We start from the raw sequence: 19,240 nt of genomic DNA, 5'->3' as shown, positions 1-19,240 counted from the left end.
GGAGAAGAAAATATTATTCATAAATCCTATGGGTGCAACAGGAAAACCTGATCTAAAAAATGAAGGTTACACCTTATACGTTTCGAATACCAAAATTCAAGAAGATTGCTATTCATGCTGACCTATAGCATCTGAAATAGCTAGAATGCTATACTCTAACTATAGACCTGCTGCGAATCAAGCAATAAAAAGAAGGAAAGGAGGGTGACTAAAATCAAGATTAACTAAAAGGCGTGCTTAAGATTCACAATACCAGCAATAATATTGAACCTCAGGTTGTATTTTTTCTGAAAATTGCGGTAAACATGAAACATAATCTTAAATATCTTTATCTCACGGATCTTATTTTCTACTCTCATTCTAAATGATGCTAATCTTCTATTATGCTCTTTCTGCTCTGGAGTTAATGGCTTTTTACGATACTTTTTATATGGAATTATAACATTGCTTTGCAATTTTTGCCAACCTTGATATCCAGAATCGGCATATTTTATGCTATCGATTGGTAAATATTTTTCTTGTTTCCTTATGCGAAAATCATTAATTCTACCACGATATGACTTTGACACTGATAAAATTCTTCCACCTTCTTCGATAACAATCTCAGTTTTCATAGTGTTGGTTCTTTTTTTTTCCTGAATATGATTTCTTCCGTTTTTTACTATCTTCTGGTCTCTGTATTTGCTGTTCTGTAACATCAGCCAGAATCTTCAGTATTTTTTCTGGTGTCATACTTCTATCTTTTGTTATAGTAACTTTTTTAGCAAGTAATGGCTCTATTTTCTTCAGTAACCTACATACATTTGCGTTGTGCACATTGAACAGGCACCCTAAAAATCTATGTGTTATGTAAGTGCGATAGTACAAAATTACGCAAAATAACTTATCTTCTAGAGTTGGTAGTTGTGATCTTCTACCATGGCACTTTTTCTGTTTTTCAACTCTTTCCCACCCAGACCTCACTTTTTCCACTACCTTTTCGAACTCCTCTATAGTTAAACCTGTTATATTACGAAAGTTTCTTGGGTGTTTCTTCATGTTATAGTAACTAAAGCTCATTTTTTTACCTTACTCAATCTGCTTATTCTTCTTCTACTTCTCTCACATTATTTTTTCAATCACCTTTTGCAGCAGGTCTTATGAAAAGGAAATTTAGCTATTACATTTCTACACTAATTTAAAGCAGTCTATTCTATAAATTTTTTTACCATGCTTGATTTTAAGCCACGAATAAAATCTTCAATACTGCAAGGATTTCTCCCTTCCATTTGTACAACTTTAGGAATTAAAGTGCCACCTTTTAAACTTATGTGCATATTATCGTTAACAATCTTACCTTGTTCTGAAGCGAGAGCTTCAAAGTCAGCATCAAGTATCCTGATACGTTTATTCTCTATCTTGATGAACGCTTTTGGGTAAAACGCTTTAACCTTTCTATAAGCAACCTCACAAGCATCACTTGCATAAATTTTATAGTCTTCCACTTTGTCAGCGTAACATGCATCATTATCGTTCTGTTTTAAGGGAACCTGTTTTTCAATTTCGTTTAGCACTTTCAGCAGTAAATCACTGCCTAATTCAGACAATTTATCATGCAATGTCTTGTAGTTATCGTTCTTTTCGATAAGAAATTTTTTTTGTTTTAAAATAGGGCCGGAATCTAATCCTTCATCCAATTGCATAATGCTAACCCCGGTTTCTTGATCTCCTGCTAAAATTGTGTGCTGTATCGGAGCTGCACCACGCCACCTTGGTAGTAATGAAGGATGAATATTAATACAACCATATTTAGGAATATTCAAAATTTTTCTTGGAAGTATCAATCCATACGCAGCAACAACTGCAACGTCTGGTTTGAAATTTCTAAATTTTTCTTGCTCTGCCAAAAACTTTAGAGAGATAGAAGTACATACCTCTATGTTACTTTCTTCAGCGATAACATGTACTGGAGATTTCGTTGGCTTCTGTCCACGTCCTGAAGGTTTTGGAGCCTTGGTGTATACTGCTACCACTTTGCTCTTTGATTTCAGTAACAAGCTCAGAGAATTAACAGCAAATCCTGGTGATCCCATGAAAATAATTCTCATGTTTTCAAGTGTTTTTGCTTTAAGAATTCTCCGCTAATTTACCACTTACAGCTTCTACTAATTTGGCAAAATCATCCTTATAATTAACGGCCATCTCAGCAAGAATTTTTCTATTTAAATCAATGCCGGCAAGTGTAAGACCATGCATAAACCTACCATAAGTAAGCCCATGCTCTCTTGCTGCTGCATTAATACGTATTATCCATAAGCTACGAAAATCACGTTTACGGGTTCTTCTGTCTCTGTAAGCATATTGCAGTGCTTTTTCAACTCTTTGTAATGCAATTCTATAACAGCTTTTTGCACGTCCTCTATAACCCTTTGCCAGTTTCAATATTTTTTTATGACGAGCGTGAGTAGTGACTCCACGTTTTACCCGAGCCATTTTATTTTACCTCCATTTTGTTAAATACCATAAGGCATATAAAGCTTAACTATACGCGAGTCAGATTTACCAAGAATCGTTGTACCGCGCTGATTACGAATATTAGATTTACTTCTCTTTACCATGCCATGCCTTTTGCCTGACTGAGTAGAAATGACTTTACCCTTAGCTGTAAGGTGAAAGCGCTTTTTAACAGAAGATTTGGTTTTTAATTTTATTCTCTTCATATTCCAAATAAATTTACAAACACTACTATTGAGTTCTTTAATAGTAATTAAGCATTAGTATAAATAATTTTATTAAAGAATCAAATTAAAATTGTATATTAAAGGAGTTTAAAAGTAATTACGCCCAATATGTGTGTTATACCTTCTTTATTCCCAAGTGGCAACAATACTTGCCTCATTTTAACACTTTCACTTTCTTCCTCTTCATTGATTGGGCATTTACTCTCTATTACAGCATCAAGTTTATCAATAACTGCATCTATTTTATATAGTCGCAAAAATGGTGCATCAATTGCATACTTATTATCAATGCGCGTCTTTTTCTCAAAACCATAGAATTCAACAGCCTTTTCTCCTGCATTTTCACAAATATAACCTTGATCCTTGACTTCAATGATAAAACAATGCTGCCATGACTCCATTATTTCTGCAGTGTCTATTTCGTGCCTTTCTGGCCAATCTCTGTCTGGTCCTTTTATGTCACTCCAGTGTTGAGTTACCACATTTGCTATTCTTTTTTCTTTGCCTACATAAATTTCCATTCTAATTTCCACATATAAAACACAGATATGAGGTGAATTTATCGTGAATATATTGATTTTTCCTTACCACAAGGTGCATATCACTAGAAGTTCTGAGATCTAGAGAGTGGTGATATTGTAATTGATTTTATTTCCATTGCAGCTTATTATTCATGAATAATCTCAATAAAAATAATGAAGTTAAGTGAAATCAGAGAAAGATTTATAAAATTTTTTTTAAGTAATGACCACGAGCAGGTTTCTTCTTCTCCTTTGATTCCAGAACATGACCCAACGCTCATGTTCACAAATGCTGGTATGGTGCAGTTTAAAAATATTTTTACTGGTGCTCAAAAAACTGAAATGAAACGTGCTGTTTCAAGTCAAAAGTGCCTAAGAGCAGGCGGTAAACACAACGATCTTGAAAATGTTGGCTATACAACTCGGCATCACACATTTTTTGAAATGCTCGGAAATTTTAGCTTCGGTGATTACTTTAAGGAAACTGCGATAGAATTTGCGTGGAAATTTATCACTAAGGAGTTATCTCTTGATAAAAACAGACTATCCATAACCGTCTACCATACTGATGATGAGACGTACGAGATTTGGCGTAAGATAAGTGGCTTTTCAAGTGATAAAATCATAAGAATTACAACGGATGATAACTTTTGGAGTACGGGAAGCACTGGTCCATGCGGTCCATGTTCTGAAATTTTTTATGACCATGGGAGTCCTAATTTACAAGACGACGATAGAATTGTTGAAATCTGGAATCTGGTATTCATGGAGTTTAACAAAGATGAAGAAGGTAATTTACACAAATTGCCAAAAAAATGCATCGATACTGGAATGGGTCTTGAGAGAATAGCTACTGTAATGCAAAATGTCCATAATAACTATGATATTGATCTATTTTCTGCTCTGATCAATAAATCTCAAGAGTACTGTGGAAGAACGGAAAATAAAATAGCGCATAAGATCGTAGCAGATCATCTTCGCGCGGCTGCATTTCTCATCGCAGAAGGAGTGCTTCCTGGAAATGAGGGCAGGAATTACGTATTACGCAGATTAATTAGGAGAGCCGCGCGTTATATCCACCTGCTTGGATATAATGATTCTCTACTCCATCGCATTTTTCCGGCGCTGATAGATAGCACGAGTTCGGCTTATATGGGAGATGTTTATCCTGAATTAGTCAGAGCCAAAAGCTTAATAGAAACGACGTTAAAATCAGAGGAAGAAAACTTTAAAGATACTTTGATGAAAGGTATCAATCTTCTGGAGAAATTCACTACAGATTTAAAATCGGGCGATACTTTACCTGGAGAATCAGCATTTAAGCTATATGACACCTATGGGTTTCCTTTGGATATTACACTTGATGTTTTAAAAGAGAAAAAAATAAATTTTGACCAGAAGGGTTTTGATGATGCAATGGGAGAACAAAAAGAGAGAGCACGTGCTAAATGGGCTGGATCTGGTGAAAAATCTGTTGAGCAAGTATGGTTTGATTTGATCAATAAATTTGGCAAAACAAAATTTGTTGGTTATGAGTTCAATGAAGTAAGTGATGCGAAAATACTAGCTATAGTTTCCTCTAAAAATGAAGTAATTGATTCTGCAAAGGAGGGAGAAAAGATAACCATTATACTTGATAAAACACCTTTTTATGGCGAGTCAGGTGGACAGGTGGGGGATACTGGAAGTTTCATTGTCCCTTCTGTCATCCAAGTAGCGGACACTGGGATCGAGAAAGAAGAAAACACGTGGTCACGCGCTGGAATGACGACAGATCGCATTGCTGGAAGTATGGTTATAGTGGAAAATACCAATAAGATTAATGACCTATGTTTGCACAGATGCATAGTTAAATTCGGCTCAATTTGTAAAGGTGATGTAGTTACAGCAAGCATCGACAAGGAAAGAAGGCAAACCTTAAGAAGAAATCATTCTGCTACGCATCTTCTGCACTTTGCATTGAGGAAAATCTTGGGTGATCATGTCACTCAAAAAGGTTCCCTAGTTGCACCAGATAGACTAAGATTCGACTTCAGCCATAACACTCAAGTGACTCAAGATCAGTTATTCTGGGTAGAGGATATGGTAAACTCTCTAATCAGAGAAAATCTTTCTGCATCTACAAAAATTCAAAGCATGAATCAGGCAATAGACGAAGGAGCCATGGCGTTGTTTGGTGAAAAATATGGTGATCAGGTTAGAGTTGTAAATATTGGAGATTCGAAAGAGCTATGTGGTGGAACGCACGTTGAACATACTGGAGAAATCGGTTTATTTAAGATAGTAACAGAAAGTTCTGTTGCTTTTGGAGTGAGGAGAATTGAAGCTTTAACTGGTCAGGAAGCAATCAATTATGTACGTGATAATGAAATTAACTTAAAAAAAGTTGCAGAATTCGTAAAAGTGCCAGTAAGTGAAATAACAAGCAGATTAAGTGTTTTAAGTCAAGAACACAAAAAATCCGAAACCAAAATAAGAAACCTATATAAAAAGCTTGTGAGTGCAGAGAATATAAAAAGCACTGAAATAAATGGAATAAATTTTATAAGCCACACTTTCACTGATATTCCAGCAAATGTAATAAGAGAGTTTGTTTTGCAGCAACAAAAACCAAAAACGGTAATAGCTTTCACGGCAACAGAAAAAGATAAAACAGTCTTGATTATTAAAGTAAGTAAAGACTTAATCAATAAGATTAGCGCAAAAGAACTAATATCAATAGCAGTTGAAAAGAACTGTGGTGGGAATGCTGAACTTGCACAAACAGGCTATGATAGCAATAAAATAGATGATGCCATTACAGCAATTTATAGCAAAATAACCGCTTCTAAGGACTAATACACTCTACGTCATACCGCCGCGGTATCTCTTAGCCGCTAACAAGTAGCGGTATGACGAGGTTATCGTCATACCGCCACGAACCGTCATACTGCTGCGGTATCTCATCCGCTAACAAGCAGCGGAATGACGGTTGTCATGGTGTCATGAAAGTAGCTGACACTGGTTTCCATCCAAGAGGGTGTCATCCCAGTGTCCAGACTACTTGGATCCAGAAAACTTAACTTTAAATAAGTGGCTGCATAATAAAGACTAGATTCCAGCGTCACGCGCTGGAATGACACCATTTTCGGTCTCTTAAATTGCTTTAGCTACAAACATTAAGAAATCTACCAAACGAAAAAAAAGGCAAAAGAAGCCCCGTGGTGCGAGTTTTGACCCTATAATAATTTAAACTGGTGCTGTAATAATATGCTGACGCTTAGTTTAAGCGCGTTTTGGCTGAATGTAGAAAAAATTTAAAAGACATGCAGCCGCTATAATTTTATGTAATCTGCCAATAAATACCCTGAGTTTTTTACTGAATTTTGTCATTGAGCCTGCAGGTCAAAAACAAGTTTTGAGTCATAAATACCCTTATTGTCATAATAAGGGGGCTGGCGAAGGATGTCAAGCAAGTTTTTTCGTTTAAGCCGTTTCTATAAATCCAGATTTCAGCGTTATGCGCTGGAATGACAACGTAAGGTAAATTTTTCAACATTCCAAAATTACAGAATTTAGTTTGTTTAATTAAGTGTGAACTGTTACACGAAAATTTTGTAAACAGATTAATATGCCCTGTTTTTGCTATTCATCTAAAAATGGAACCATAGAGTACGTTGATGAGCATAAGCAAATTTTAATGCAAAAATTACTATCAGAAAATAGATTATGCAAGAGGTCTAATTATTCTGCCGCAATTTTGCTCTATCACACTTGCCACATTTAATATTCCAGCTTCGTCATAATAATTTCCAATCACTTGCAAGGCAAGTGGTAAACCCTCATTGGAAAGCCCAACAGGAACAGAAATAGCAGGCAATCCTGCAAGACTTGCTGGCACGGTAAACACATCATTGATGCACATAATTAGCGGATCTGGCTTTTCATTTAAGCCAAAAGCTTCTGTTGGAGCAGATGGCACAAGTATGTAATCTATTTTTTCAAACGCTTTTATAAAATCATTTCTGATTAATGCTCTAATGCACTGCGCTTTTTCGTAATATTCATTATAATGACCTGAAGAAAGCGCATAAGCGCCAATTAAAATTCTTCTTTTCACCTCTTTACCAAAACCTTCTGCTCTTGTTAGTGAATACATTTCTTCAAGGGTATCAGCATCAACCCTTAATCCATAACGCACACCATCGTAACGAGCAAGATTGGATGAAGTTTCAGCAGAACAGATTAAATAATAGACCGGTATTGCATATTTAGTATGTGGCAGAGTAATGTCAACAACTTCAGCGCCATTTTCTTTTAAATAGGAAGCAACTCTTTCCCAATTATGAACTATTTCCTCTGAAATTCCATCCATCCTATATTCTTTTGGTATACCAATACACTTACCCTTGACATCACCATTTATAAAGCTAGAAAATTTAGGCACTGGCTTTTCGCTCGATATTGAATCTTTTTTATCATAGCCACAAATTGCTTCCAGCATTAATGCTGAATCAGAGACAGAACGAGTAATGACTCCTGCTTGATCCAGAGAACTCGCAAATGCAATCATACCAAAACGCGAGCATCTTCCATAAGTTGGCTTTATTCCAACTACTCCACAATAAGCTGCTGGTTGGCGTACAGATCCACCGGTGTCGCTTCCTAACGCTCCAGCGCATAAAAATCCAGCAACCGATGCTGCAGATCCACCAGATGATCCACCAGGAACAACTTTTTCCCCATCACTTTTTCTAATCCACACATTTTCAACAGGGCCAAAATAGCTGTTTGTGTTCGCAGAACCCATAGCAAATTCATCCATATTAAGCTTACCGAGCATGGCTGCTCCACTTTTTAAAAGCAAGTCAGACACCGTAGATTCGTAAGTCGGAACGAAATTTTCCAGCATTTTTGAGCATGCTGTTGTTTTTATTCCTTTTGTACAGAATAGATCTTTGATACCAACTGGTATACCCATGAGCGGCGAGATTAAATCATCTTTTTGCCTAGAGAAATGTTCATCTGCAGCTTTAGCAGCTTTCATTGCTATCTCTGGGGTTTTTGTTATAAATGCATTTAATTTCTCATTTTCAACCGCACTGATGTGCGCCTCCACGAGTTCAACAGCGGAAAAACTCCTTTTTTTGAGCCCGTCATGCATTTGTGTAATACTTAACTTTTTTAGTTCATTCATCAATATTTAATTTTTAGCAAGACGTTAATTATAACATGGCACGATAAAAAATCCATACATTTATAGTTACAGCTAGAAATATAGCTAAGAACCTGTACATAATCTCAAGAAAGGAATAAACTAAGAGATAATGTATATAAATTAGGATATATGAGGAGTTTATACCCAAGTAACATAAGTCGGGAAAGATTTGAGATTATTTTACCAGATCTAGAGTCCTGTAGAAAAAAAACAAAACCAAGAAAACTTGATTTGTATGATGTGTTTTGTGGAGTATTATACATCCTGAAAAGCGGTTGTCAGTGGAGGATGCTACCAAAAGAGTTTCCAAAATGGCGCAATTGTTATGATTATTTTAAAAAATGGAGTGAAAAACCAAACGGAAGTAAAGAAAGTGTTTTGGAGCGCGTGTTAAAAAAAATAGTTGCGACAAAACAATGGTCGGAAACAGCTTTTGCATAATTGATGCTCAGAGTGTAAAGAACGCAGATACTGCTGAAGAAAAAGGCTATGACGCTGGTAAAAAAATCTCAGGGCCATATCGCAGTTGATACTCAAGGTTTACCACATGCAATTTATGTAACAACTGCAGGAACAACTGACCGCAGCAGTGCTGTGAGAATGGTCAACAATGCAAAAGAAAACCTTTCTGGAGTTAAAAATATACTGGTTGATGCGGGCTATACAGGAGAGAATTTTGCAACTCAAATAAAAGATATTATTGGTGCAACTGTTGAAGTAATAAAGCGAAGTGAATTGCATTCCTTTGCTGTATTGCCAAAAAGATGGGTTGTTGAGAAATCTTTTGCTTGGTTAGAAAAATGTGGAAGATTGTGGAAAAATTGTGAGCGAAAACTCAATACTAGCCTAAAAATGGTCGTTCTGGCTTTCACTACTTTGCTTCTGAAAAGATTATGAACAGGCTCTTACAAAGTATACAAAAAACGTTTACAATCAACGTTCAACGTGATAAATTAAAGACGGTTTATTCCTCGGTAGCTCAGTGGTAGAGCAGTTGGCTGTTAACCAATTGGTCGCTGGTTCGAATCCGGCCCGGGGAGCTCTTCTCTGTGAAATTCTAGTGTTAATCTTATATGGGCATTAAATTAGTTGTTTTATGCATACTAGATGGCTGGGGAAATGGAGTAGAAAGCAGTAAATATAATGCTATTAGCAACGCAAATCCACCCTGTTGGCAATATATTAGCTCTAATTATCCAAAATGCAGTTTGTCCGCCTGTGGAAATGATGTTGGGTTACCTGGTGGTCAAATAGGTAATTCAGAAGTTGGCCATATGAATATTGGCAGTGGTAGAGTAGTAATGCAAAGCCTTCAGCGCATTAATCAAGAGATTGGAACAATAGAAAACAATGTAAATCTACAAAGTTTTATTAGTAATCTAAAAAGTAAGAACGGAGTATGCCATATAATGGGATTAGTGTCAGATGGCGGTGTTCATTCGCATCAAAAGCATATTTCGACTTTAGCAAATAAAATATCACAGCATGGAATCAAAGTGGTGATACATGCATTTTTAGATGGCAGAGACACATTACCAAATTCAGGAAAAAAATGCATTCAAGAATTTATAAAGAGTATAAAGGGAAATGACATAAGAATTGCTACTGTTTCTGGGCGTTACTATGCTATGGACCGTGATAACAGGTGGGAGAGAACAATTGAAGCTTATGAGGCTATCGCATTTGCAAAGGCACCTCGTCATGATAATGCAGTATCGTTGATTGATGAAAATTATCAAAATAACATAACTGATGAGTTTGTCAGGCCCGCAGTAATAGGTGACTATCAAGGTATAAAACCAGAAGATGGAGTGCTGTTGGCTAACTTTCGTGCTGATCGAATGATACAATTAGCAAGTATTTTGCTTAGTAAAACAAACCATACTGAAATAGTAAAACTCTCTTCAATTTTAAGCATGATGAAATATAAAGAAGATCTCAAAATTCCTTATATTTTTCCTCCTATATCTTTTGCTAACACTTTAGGACAAACAATAGAAGACAATAAATTGCAACAATTACGCATCGCCGAAACCGAAAAATACGCTCATGTGACTTTCTTTTTCAATTGTGGAAAAGAAGAACCTTTCTCTGGTGAAGAAAGAATACTAATTCCCTCACCAAAAGTTCAAACTTATGATTTGCAGCCCGAAATGTCAGCCTTCAAGCTCACAGAAAAGCTTGTAGAAAAAATTCACTCCCAAGAATTCGCACTGATAGTTGTAAATTATGCTAATCCTGATATGGTAGGGCATACAGGTAATATAAAAGCAGCCGAGAAAGCTGTGCTAGCTGTAGATGATTGTCTTGCGAAAGTGCTGAGTGCTGTTAAAAAGTCAAGCAACACTGCATTAATTGTTACTGCAGACCATGGTAATGTGGAATGTATGTTCGATGAAAAAAATAATACACCTCATACAGCACACACTCTAAATAAAGTGCCATTTATTGTGTCTTGCAATAATCTAAAACTAAGAGACGGAAGGTTATCTGATATTGCCCCTACTATTTTACAGCTACTTGGAATTAAGAAACCTGATGAAATGACAGGTAGTTCGTTGATTGTATAGTACACCTTATGCTACTATAACTCTACTGTTAAGGGTTGGTTCGCATTAGGAAACAAAACACTGTGCATAGCAGATAGCATATCTATTTGCTGCTCTAAATGATTATGTTCAGCTTCTACATTAGAGTATCGAATATTGTTTTCTCCTGCATATACAGATAAAGAACCATCATCTTCAACTGCTTTGTTATTTTGCAATACTATATTAAAAATTTCTTTCTGTTTTAAAGCATCAAACCAATTTTCAACTGTCGTATAGAAAAACTCACCCGTTCCGCTTTTTGGACATACTTCTGGATAAATCTTTAGTACATCATGAGAAAGTGGTGGAGAAAAATAGCTTTTGAATGAATAACTAGGAGAGTTATAGTTATTATGTAGAGCAATAATATGATCCTGATTAGGAAGCAAAAAGTCTAAAATTTTTTCCGCAAAGTTTCTAATGATTCTCAAAGCATCTTCTGAAAAATTGCCAAACTCTCTTAAGCTAGCTTCTGCACCTACATCATCAAACATGCGATTGGGATCGAATTCATACCGCTCACCATTTCAGTAAAATTCTACATTGCGTGGGGTACCATCACCATGGGTAATGTACAGCATTCTTCCACCAAACTGCTGGATTATATGCTCGCCAGCTTCTTTTGAAGTCACTTCATTTTGATGCACATTGATAAAATTGATTCCACTTGTATCGCTACTTTTAATAAAAAGCTTAACTGTGGTATCACCTAACGTTAGATCATATTCTTTAGTGTCGATGTTTGACATTTTGCTGCTATCAATAATAAAAGCAAATAAATAGCCCAATTTTTACTTTATGCTAGCTATACGCTTTTACTTTTAAATTCTTTGCTGTCAATATTAATGATTCATTAAAGAAGCCGTCAATATCACCAATATTACCTATACTTTTTGTACTGATAGATTGGTCAATTCTTTTAACTAGATTAGATAAAACTTTATTAGGGCCAATTTCAACAAATTTGTTAATGCCACGGCTTGCCATATACAAAACCATTTCTCTCCATTTCACTCTGCTTATGACTTGTTTAGCAAGTAAAGCTTTTATAACTTTGGGATCATTCTCCTCTTTAGCTGTAACATTTGATATCAAAGGAACTATAGGATGGGTTATTTTAATACCCTCCAAAAATTCCAAAACTTTTTCATCAGCAGGTTTCATAAGAGATGAGTGAAAAGGTCCACTAACCTGTAACTTAACTAATCTCTTGATGTTCAAGTTCTTGAGCAAATCGGGTAATATTTCAAGACCCTCTCTAGTACCACTTATAACTATTTGCCCACCACCGTTATCATTTGCAATTTCACAAACTCTATCAATCTGGACTGATTTTAAAACATCTTCCACTTCGTTTAGCTCCGCTCCAAGCAATGCAACCATTCCCCCTTCACATTTCAAAGAAGCTTCATGCATTGCTTCGCTGCGAACTTTCAGCAGCTTGATTGCAGAATCAAGAGTCAATGCCCCTGCAGCACATAGCGCTGTATATTCACCGACTGAATGCCCACAAACATATTTAACATTATGACCAGAAAAAAGAGATTCACCAAACACATGCTCGATAACACGTAGCGTCGCGATTGACACTGCCATTATAGCTGGCTGAGCGTTTTCTGTAATGGTTAATTCTTCAATAGGACCGTTGAAGATTAAATGAGACAGCTTTCTACCCAATATGCTATCCACTTCATTAAATACTTGTCTTGCAACGGAAAACTCACTATATAAGCTCTTTCCCATTCCTACAAACTGAGAGCCCTGACCAGGGAAAGCAAAAATCATGATAGTTATTATTTATCCCTTATTAAATATACTACTTTATTTATTTTTTGTCAATATTTTAGAATAATGATTGACTTAGCGAATTAAGTTCACTAGAATATTAACTGACTAAAAGTTTATAAGCAACAATGGCAGAAATTGATTATCATAAGGTTACTATAGTCATGACAGATGGTCAAGAGTTTGAAACTCGTTCCACTTATGGAAAGGAAGGTGATAAGATAAAACTTGATAGGGATCCTCTCACTCACCCTGCATGGACTGGAAGTTTGAAAAGCGGGTCAGCAAGTAAAACTAGCAAATTAGCTAAGTTTAACGATAAATATGGAAGCATTTTCTAATTTTCCTCCTCTTTAAGTTTTAGAGAGTTTACTGAAGCATGCATAAATACAAAAATATAGGCTATGTTGCTTCTCAATCACCAAAATCGCAGGAAGTATCTAAACTATTAAAGAAACTTAATTTTATCAATATAACAGAAGAAAATAAGTCCGAAATCGATCTATTGATAGTTGTTGGCGGTGATGGCTTTATGCTACGCACCTTGCATAATTACGTTATAGAAAACAAAGACACACACGTATACGGAGTAAACACTGGCAATGTTGGGTTTTTGATGAATAAATGCTTTAGCCGCAGTGAAGATTTAATTGATCATATAGAGCACGCAACTTCAACTCAGTTAACTTTGCTAAAAATGGAAGCCACAGATACAAGTGGCGAGAGGTATCATTACATAGCAGTAAACGAAGTATACGTTTTTAGAAAAGCAAACCAAATAGTAGAAATGAATATTACTATTAATGATAAGCTAAAAGTAGAAAAATTCAGAGGAGATGGAATAATATTGTCCACCCCTACAGGCAGCACTGCATATAACTTCTCTGCCGGCGGTCCAATTTTACCACTCAATTCAAACTTACTTGCATTAACCTCTATTAATAGCTATGACCCAAGGCATTGGAATGGAGCGTTAATTTCAAATGATAGGGTAGTGCAAATTGACATTAACGACACAAAAAATCGTCCAGCGCTTGTAGTATCAGATTACAAAGAGTTTCATAATATATCACAGATAAAAATACAAAAAGACCATGAGAACACAACCACTCTGCTTTTTGACAAAGACGACTCACTCAATGAAAGAATCTTTGATAGGCAATTTCTATACTAAATTTTTCATAATTATCCGTAAACTGGTATTTACTACATCTTAATAACTATAGCGTAATCAACACAACATAGTAATTAATTTTGGAGCAAATATGCATGGATCAGTAAACACAGATAAGGGTAAAGTCACATTAACTTCCTATATACCAATAGATGAAGATGGCAAAAAAGCTCCACCATCGCCTGGGGAAGCAGAAAAAACTATCTCAGATATGCTGAATATAGCACCACCGATTTTGCCAAAAGCTCCAGGTTTACAAGACAAAGAAGACGAAAATTTGTTTGATCTTAGTACTGAAGTACCACCTCCTTCCCTAGAAGAAACAAAAGGTGAGACTCATGATTGGGCATCACAAACAGCAAGTTTAGGTTTAGGAGGATCATCTGGTAATGAACCAGAAGAACCTATTTGTGCAACTATAAACCCAGATACAAAATCTTCGAAAAAGAGTTTAGATAGTGGAATAGATGATCAAAGCCCAGGAATGAAAAGATCAGTTTCTGAAGGAACAGTATTTGATCCACCTTGGGATAAGAAAGAAAGTGAGAAAAATTTTTATGAAAAATCAAGTCAACACAGCAATAGTTTAGATACGTCTTCAACTACTTTACCATCATATAATAGCCGACAGCCATTAATTCCTGATGAAAAAAGTGATAACAGTACAATAGGTGAAAAAACAAACAGATTCTTGCCAAGAGCAAAATATGCCATGCAGCAGAAGGGCTTTATAATTTTTACTGCCACTGCTATTATACTCAGCACATCTGCAGCTTTAGTATATTTACAAGATAAAGCAAAATTTATTGCATTTTTTACAAACAGCCCAAAATATATCACTATACCAGTTATTGCACTTGCTGCGTTGCTCGCAATTAGTCCAATATTTTTTGCAATAAAACAGTTTAGAAATACTGAAGAACATCATATTCAAAAAGAAGATGCGAATGAAATTTTAGCTGATGTGTTGGAGCATCAGCCAAAAAATAAAGCTATAAAATCTGTAAGACTGGAATATAGCAATGGCACTCATTCAAATTTTGTACTTAATGCTTGGGAAGCTAAAAACAACTTCATTAACATTGACGAAAAAGTAGTTAGTAGAACTAATAAAATAGAATCAGTAATTAACAATAGGCCACTATTTACTGCATTACTGACCGGTGTAGTTGCTGCAAATATAACACTTCCTTTATTGCTGTATGCGGAAGGTGGTGTTAATAATATACAAAAATTTTACCAAAACCCTTTGACTAATAACATAGGATTATCATTACTTATAGGTTCTGGTATACTTGCATTATCAATTATATGTCTTGGCGTGCATTATTATAGAAAAACAAATTGCACTAACCTTATATATTCTCAGGAAAAGATTGACACTGAAAGCGTTAACAAGAAATTCATTGAAGAAATAAAACAAGAAAGAACAGAGGTTCTTGGAGAAAACCACAGTAAAGACGCTAAACGCAACAGCTTAACGCTTGAGCAAGTTGTAGTCCAATCTCATAATTGTAAGGATGTTGTTTATAGTGTCGGTTAATAAAATGCACAACGTAAAACACAATGCCTTATGCTCTTTCTTTGTCATCCCAGCGCGTGACACTTTATAATGATGTCATGAAAGTAGCTGACACTAGAATGACAGCAGTCCTACGTCATACCGTGATTTATTCACGGTATCTCATCCGCTAACAAGCAGCGGGATGACGGTTGTCGTTTAGCTACAAACATTAAGAAATTTACCAAATGAAAAAAAGGTAAAAGAAGCCCCGTAGTTGGCTAGTTACTTACATTATACTTTCAAGTATGGCGTTTTTTTATTCTCCTAAGAAACTCCCTTAACTAGCGCTTCTTGTTGAACTAATATGTAGCCAAATTCCTGTGCTTTTTTGATTAAATTTTTTACAACTCTCTCTTTGTAACGTGTTTCGTAATAGCTCATTCCTTTTTCCACATACTCTTGTCCATATTTCAACATTTGGTAAAAGATGCATGCTAATTTTCTTGCTGTAGAAGTAATTGCTTTTATTGCTCCTAGCCGTTTTTTTAATCTCCTACAATATGCACCCAATGCACTTTTACTATTTCCCACAGCATAAGCAGCCATTCGCAAGGCATTCGTAGCACGATTAATAACTTTACGAGTTTTTGTTCAAAATACTTTTTCTCCTGTAATCTTATTAGCAGGGCTAAGCCCTAACCATGAGGTAAAATGCCTTTCTGATCGCCATTTATTATGATTAATGCCAACTTCCGCAATAATGGTTTGTACAGTTAGTACATCAAATCCAGGAATTTTAGTGAAATCTATACCAGTTACACGATACAATTCCTCACGCAGGGTGAAATTTGGTCTGCCTCTTCTAGACTTATTTTTTTCCTTACCTAACTCTTTACTCTCATCGGACTTCGTCTCTAATGCTTTGTAATAGTTCTCTATACTTTTATCACATTCAATTATTTTTTCTTGAAAAAAATTATATGCTTCATATTCTTGCTTTAATACAAATAAATGTTCTTCTCTATAATCGCCTGTTAATGCTTTTGCTATAGTAGCCTTATCATTCTTCATATTCACACTTCTGAATTCAGCTAGTTTTTTAGGATTCCTTTCACCTTCTACTATTGCTTTAATAATTTGCATTCCTGTGACGCCAGCAATATCGCTTGTCACTTTATGTAAATGAATATTCATTTGTACTAACACCTTTTGCATGCGATTAATATGTTTAGCAGCGTTTTCAATTAAGTTTTTACGTTGCCGAACATAACCACGCAATACACACATTTGATCATCTGGCCTAAATGATCCTTGGATTAACCCATAACTATGTAGTTGTTGAAGCCATTGACAATCCTGAACATCTGACTTTCTTCCAGGTACATTTTTTACATGTCTTGCATTTGCAAGCTTTACTTCAAGTCCATATGATTCAAGTACTTGGAACAAAGTAATCCAGTATACTCCTGTTGACTCCATGGCTACTGTAGTAACTTTACATTTCTTCAGCCATTTTGCTATGTTATGGAGATCCTCTGTAAAGCAGCTAAATTTTTGTATACGCTGTTCATCACTTCCTTCTGGTACACATACATAATGTACATCTGAACCAACATCTATTCCTGCTGCATCAGGATTCATGATCTCTAATTTACTTTTTGCTTTTTTCATAGTAACTCCCTTATTATAATTTGTAATAGGGAAACGCTTCAGCTTGGAACGGTTAGATAATACAATCTCCTAACCGAGGTAGCCTAAAAAACTCCATCAATGATTTGACCGTTCCTCCCAAAACCATGCTAAACGACGGGCACTTATGGCACCAGTGAAAATTTCGGTTATAACTTCAGAGGCGCTTCCTATACAACTATACTTAAAAACTACTAAAAACTTAAATTGAGGAGTTTCTTCCTGGTTTGACAGATTTCTTCTGTTCAGTGCTATACGCTTAATAACCGCGATTCAGCTGCTTTTAAGCCGCAACTAATCTAAATTATAAACGTTAAGAAATTTACTGAGCGGAAAAAAAGGCAAAGAAACCCCAGGGTAGCTAGTATTCAAATTCTCCCTTGTCTATTTGACGTCTTTTACTGTCTTAAACGCTTTATAAGCGCGTTTCGGCTTGTATAGGTAGAAACCTAAAGTTTTATAAAGACATGAGGTGCACATAGTGCAAAAAATTAAGGATGATTTACGCCAAATACATTAAGTTTTTTTGTCATTAATCCACTGCAGAGATTGCGAAGATAAATAAATAGCTTCAGTTTCATGATAAGGGGGCTGGCGGAGTTTGTAAAGTAGTTTTGCATTGTGAAAACAATTATCACAAAAATCCTATATCACCGGTCATGAATACGTTATTTGCCCATTCGATTAATAACTTACCTCCTGGTAAATCTACTGAAGTCTGTTGGGCAGTCAGATATCCACGTAGTGTGGATGCAACAAGTGCTGCACAGGCTGCACTACCGCATGATGCAGTAATGCCTGTACCTCTTTCCCAAACTCTTAAAGCTATTTCTCCAGACTTTTCAACTTGTGCAATACTAATATTAATTTTCTGAGGAAATAGTACGTGATTTTCTAGCTTTGGTCCTAAATTTCGCAATGGTATTTCACTTATGTTATCAACAAAAAAAACTATATGAGGGTTACCAATATTTACTGCAACAGGATCTTTTAGCATTTCAAGCTCTATAGGTAAGTGAAGAGTGTCACACTCAGTAGACAAGGGAATTTCATGCCATTTTAGCAAAGGTTTACCCATGTTAACCTTTATGGATTTATCACCAACTTTAAAACACTCTAAAATGCGTTTGTTTACCAGCTCAATAGTGATATACTCAGTACCTTTTTCTGACATTATCAAATATCCAACACAGCGTGCTGCGTTTCCGCACATTTCAGCTTGACTACCATCAGCATTATAGATATGTATAAAGCAGTCTGCAGCATTAGACATTGTTATAATTATCACTTGATCACAACTGCTTTGATCAGCAATTTGTCTATAGTTCCAGTCTAAATTGTTTGTTGAACGTGAGTCTATGATAACAAAATTATTGCCAGTACCGTGCATCTTGATAAAATTTTTAGGACCTTGGCCACTCATCATAAAAAAATATTTCTTCTATTGGTCTTCTTTTTTTCTTACTTGTTTCAGCGCCCTCTTCTTCGTAACCAACCGCTATCACTGACATTACATTAAAATCATCGGATATGTTGAATCTTTCTACTATTTTATCTCTATCAAATCCACCCATTTGATGAGCCATTAAGTTCACAGATGCAGCCTGTAGCATAAGTGCATAATTTGCTGCACCAGTATCATGACTAGCCCAAAGATTTTCTCCTTTACCTCGTTTACGGAAGTTTTTAGCACTTAAAGATATGATTAACACTTGTGCATCTTTTGCCCATTTTTGATTAGATTCATCAAGACAATTTAGCAGCTTTTCCCATGCGCTTTGATTGTTCTGTTTGTTGCATATCACATATCTCCAAGGTTCATCACCAAAACATGAGGGAGTCAGCCTTACAGCTTCCATTAAAATATCCATGTCTTCCTGAGATATTGCTCTTGTAGTATCGTATGAACGTCCGCTGTGTCTTGCTTTCATCAACGATAATAGATCTTGTTTACTCATCATTTTTAATTTAATAGTGCATAAATAATTCATTGTAGCACAATATGAGCAAAATTTAAATTGCAAAACCTCTTATACACATATATTACATTTAATAAGTT

At 35.7% G+C, this 19,240-nt stretch carries 15 protein-coding genes, 1 tRNA gene and 3 pseudogenes; 7 read left to right on the top strand and 12 right to left on the bottom strand.

Features of this window, described 5'->3' with window-relative positions; translation table 11 throughout:
• Positions 1 to 224 precede the first annotated feature (224 nt).
• The 5 genes and pseudogenes from AAGD69_RS05855 to AAGD69_RS05835 all read right to left on the bottom strand — a co-directional run bounded on the left by AAGD69_RS05855 (position 225) and on the right by AAGD69_RS05835 (position 3,241).
• Positions 225 to 1,059, bottom strand: a pseudogene (locus tag AAGD69_RS05855) (transposase).
• 128 nt (positions 1,060 to 1,187) lie between these two features.
• Complete coding sequence (gene fmt, locus AAGD69_RS05850; RefSeq protein WP_341811987.1) at positions 1,188 to 2,087, bottom strand: methionyl-tRNA formyltransferase; 900 nt, start codon at positions 2,085 to 2,087, stop codon at positions 1,188 to 1,190.
• A gap of 19 nt (positions 2,088 to 2,106) precedes the next feature.
• Complete coding sequence (gene rplT, locus AAGD69_RS05845) at positions 2,107 to 2,472, bottom strand: 50S ribosomal protein L20 (RefSeq protein ID WP_064125369.1); 366 nt, start codon at positions 2,470 to 2,472, stop codon at positions 2,107 to 2,109.
• 20 nt (positions 2,473 to 2,492) lie between these two features.
• Entirely contained in the window at positions 2,493 to 2,699 is a 207-nt protein-coding gene (rpmI, locus tag AAGD69_RS05840) for a 50S ribosomal protein L35 (RefSeq protein WP_064125368.1), read from the bottom strand.
• Positions 2,700 to 2,797: 98 nt separating this feature from the next.
• Complete coding sequence (locus AAGD69_RS05835; RefSeq protein WP_341811986.1) at positions 2,798 to 3,241, bottom strand: PAS domain-containing protein; 444 nt, start codon at positions 3,239 to 3,241, stop codon at positions 2,798 to 2,800.
• A gap of 174 nt (positions 3,242 to 3,415) precedes the next feature.
• Between AAGD69_RS05835 and alaS the strand changes: the two genes are divergently transcribed.
• A complete protein-coding gene (gene alaS, locus AAGD69_RS05830; protein WP_341811985.1) occupies positions 3,416 to 6,079 on the top strand; it encodes an alanine--tRNA ligase in 2,664 nt (887 codons plus the stop codon).
• Positions 6,080 to 6,947: 868 nt separating this feature from the next.
• Here alaS and gatA read toward each other — a convergent pair.
• Positions 6,948 to 8,417, bottom strand: a complete 1,470-nt coding sequence (gene gatA / locus AAGD69_RS05825; protein ID WP_341811984.1) for an Asp-tRNA(Asn)/Glu-tRNA(Gln) amidotransferase subunit GatA — start codon at positions 8,415 to 8,417, stop codon at positions 6,948 to 6,950.
• Positions 8,418 to 8,567: 150 nt separating this feature from the next.
• Between gatA and AAGD69_RS05820 the strand changes: the two are divergent.
• The 3 genes and pseudogenes from AAGD69_RS05820 to gpmI all read left to right on the top strand — a co-directional run bounded on the left by AAGD69_RS05820 (position 8,568) and on the right by gpmI (position 11,008).
• Positions 8,568 to 9,335, top strand: a pseudogene (locus tag AAGD69_RS05820) (IS5 family transposase).
• Positions 9,336 to 9,406: 71 nt separating this feature from the next.
• Positions 9,407 to 9,478: transfer RNA gene (locus tag AAGD69_RS05815), tRNA-Asn, on the top strand.
• Between the two features lie 33 nt (positions 9,479 to 9,511).
• On the top strand, positions 9,512 to 11,008 hold the full coding sequence (gene gpmI / locus AAGD69_RS05810) for a 2,3-bisphosphoglycerate-independent phosphoglycerate mutase (RefSeq protein ID WP_341811983.1): 1,497 nt from the start codon (positions 9,512 to 9,514) through the stop codon (positions 11,006 to 11,008).
• Between the two features lie 14 nt (positions 11,009 to 11,022).
• On the opposite strand, the gene AAGD69_RS05805 is transcribed toward gpmI, so the two are convergent.
• From AAGD69_RS05805 to fabD, 3 genes are read right to left on the bottom strand one after another with little or no spacing between them, the layout of a single operon-like run.
• Positions 11,023 to 11,523: a hypothetical protein gene (locus AAGD69_RS05805; protein ID WP_341811982.1), complete on the bottom strand. Its 501-nt coding sequence runs from the start codon at positions 11,521 to 11,523 to the stop codon at positions 11,023 to 11,025.
• Positions 11,524 to 11,556: 33 nt separating this feature from the next.
• Entirely contained in the window at positions 11,557 to 11,778 is a 222-nt protein-coding gene (locus AAGD69_RS05800; RefSeq protein WP_341811981.1) for a hypothetical protein, read from the bottom strand.
• 52 nt (positions 11,779 to 11,830) lie between these two features.
• Positions 11,831 to 12,814 (bottom strand): ACP S-malonyltransferase, encoded by a 984-nt coding sequence (gene fabD / locus AAGD69_RS05795; protein WP_341811980.1) that lies wholly within the window; start codon positions 12,812 to 12,814, stop codon positions 11,831 to 11,833.
• A 128-nt stretch (positions 12,815 to 12,942) separates the two neighbouring features.
• On the opposite strand from fabD, the gene rpmE reads away from it, so the two are divergent.
• The 3 genes from rpmE to AAGD69_RS05780 all read left to right on the top strand — a co-directional run bounded on the left by rpmE (position 12,943) and on the right by AAGD69_RS05780 (position 15,531).
• A complete protein-coding gene (rpmE, locus tag AAGD69_RS05790; RefSeq protein ID WP_341811979.1) occupies positions 12,943 to 13,155 on the top strand; it encodes a 50S ribosomal protein L31 in 213 nt (70 codons plus the stop codon).
• A gap of 38 nt (positions 13,156 to 13,193) precedes the next feature.
• Positions 13,194 to 13,988 (top strand): NAD kinase, encoded by a 795-nt coding sequence (locus AAGD69_RS05785; RefSeq protein WP_341811978.1) that lies wholly within the window; start codon positions 13,194 to 13,196, stop codon positions 13,986 to 13,988.
• A 91-nt stretch (positions 13,989 to 14,079) separates the two neighbouring features.
• Positions 14,080 to 15,531, top strand: coding sequence for a hypothetical protein (locus tag AAGD69_RS05780; RefSeq protein ID WP_341811977.1), 1,452 nt, complete (start codon positions 14,080 to 14,082; stop codon positions 15,529 to 15,531).
• Positions 15,532 to 15,816: 285 nt separating this feature from the next.
• Here AAGD69_RS05780 and AAGD69_RS05775 read toward each other — a convergent pair.
• The 3 genes and pseudogenes from AAGD69_RS05775 to AAGD69_RS05765 all read right to left on the bottom strand — a co-directional run bounded on the left by AAGD69_RS05775 (position 15,817) and on the right by AAGD69_RS05765 (position 19,172).
• Positions 15,817 to 17,163, bottom strand: a pseudogene (locus tag AAGD69_RS05775) (IS110 family transposase).
• 652 nt (positions 17,164 to 17,815) lie between these two features.
• Positions 17,816 to 18,604: a diaminopimelate epimerase gene (gene dapF / locus AAGD69_RS05770; RefSeq protein ID WP_341811976.1), complete on the bottom strand. Its 789-nt coding sequence runs from the start codon at positions 18,602 to 18,604 to the stop codon at positions 17,816 to 17,818.
• Positions 18,585 to 19,172 carry a nitroreductase family protein gene (locus tag AAGD69_RS05765; RefSeq protein ID WP_253309888.1) on the bottom strand — a complete coding sequence of 196 codons (588 nt, stop codon included), beginning with the start codon at positions 19,170 to 19,172 and terminating at the stop codon, positions 18,585 to 18,587. The genes dapF and AAGD69_RS05765 overlap by 20 nt, the downstream gene beginning before the upstream one ends.
• Positions 19,173 to 19,240 lie beyond the last annotated feature (68 nt).

The sequence above is a fragment of the Wolbachia endosymbiont (group A) of Conops quadrifasciatus genome, assembly GCF_964027015.1.
Classification (GTDB): domain Bacteria; phylum Pseudomonadota; class Alphaproteobacteria; order Rickettsiales; family Anaplasmataceae; genus Wolbachia.
This window is presented reverse-complemented; position numbering and strand designations above follow the sequence as displayed.

Coding starts and splice junctions, on each gene's coding strand:
- fmt (WP_341811987.1), bottom strand. CDS start 2,087: ATGAGAATTATTTTCATGGGATCACCAGGATTTGCTGTTAATTCTCTG.
- rplT (WP_064125369.1), bottom strand. CDS start 2,472: ATGGCTCGGGTAAAACGTGGAGTCACTACTCACGCTCGTCATAAAAAA.
- rpmI (WP_064125368.1), bottom strand. CDS start 2,699: ATGAAGAGAATAAAATTAAAAACCAAATCTTCTGTTAAAAAGCGCTTT.
- AAGD69_RS05835 (WP_341811986.1), bottom strand. CDS start 3,241: ATGGAAATTTATGTAGGCAAAGAAAAAAGAATAGCAAATGTGGTAACT.
- alaS (WP_341811985.1), top strand. CDS start 3,416: ATGAAGTTAAGTGAAATCAGAGAAAGATTTATAAAATTTTTTTTAAGT.
- gatA (WP_341811984.1), bottom strand. CDS start 8,417: ATGAATGAACTAAAAAAGTTAAGTATTACACAAATGCATGACGGGCTC.
- gpmI (WP_341811983.1), top strand. CDS start 9,512: ATGGGCATTAAATTAGTTGTTTTATGCATACTAGATGGCTGGGGAAAT.
- AAGD69_RS05805 (WP_341811982.1), bottom strand. CDS start 11,523: ATGTTTGATGATGTAGGTGCAGAAGCTAGCTTAAGAGAGTTTGGCAAT.
- AAGD69_RS05800 (WP_341811981.1), bottom strand. CDS start 11,778: ATGTCAAACATCGACACTAAAGAATATGATCTAACGTTAGGTGATACC.
- fabD (WP_341811980.1), bottom strand. CDS start 12,814: ATGATTTTTGCTTTCCCTGGTCAGGGCTCTCAGTTTGTAGGAATGGGA.
- rpmE (WP_341811979.1), top strand. CDS start 12,943: ATGGCAGAAATTGATTATCATAAGGTTACTATAGTCATGACAGATGGT.
- AAGD69_RS05785 (WP_341811978.1), top strand. CDS start 13,194: ATGCATAAATACAAAAATATAGGCTATGTTGCTTCTCAATCACCAAAA.
- AAGD69_RS05780 (WP_341811977.1), top strand. CDS start 14,080: ATGCATGGATCAGTAAACACAGATAAGGGTAAAGTCACATTAACTTCC.
- dapF (WP_341811976.1), bottom strand. CDS start 18,604: ATGAGTGGCCAAGGTCCTAAAAATTTTATCAAGATGCACGGTACTGGC.
- AAGD69_RS05765 (WP_253309888.1), bottom strand. CDS start 19,172: ATGAATTATTTATGCACTATTAAATTAAAAATGATGAGTAAACAAGAT.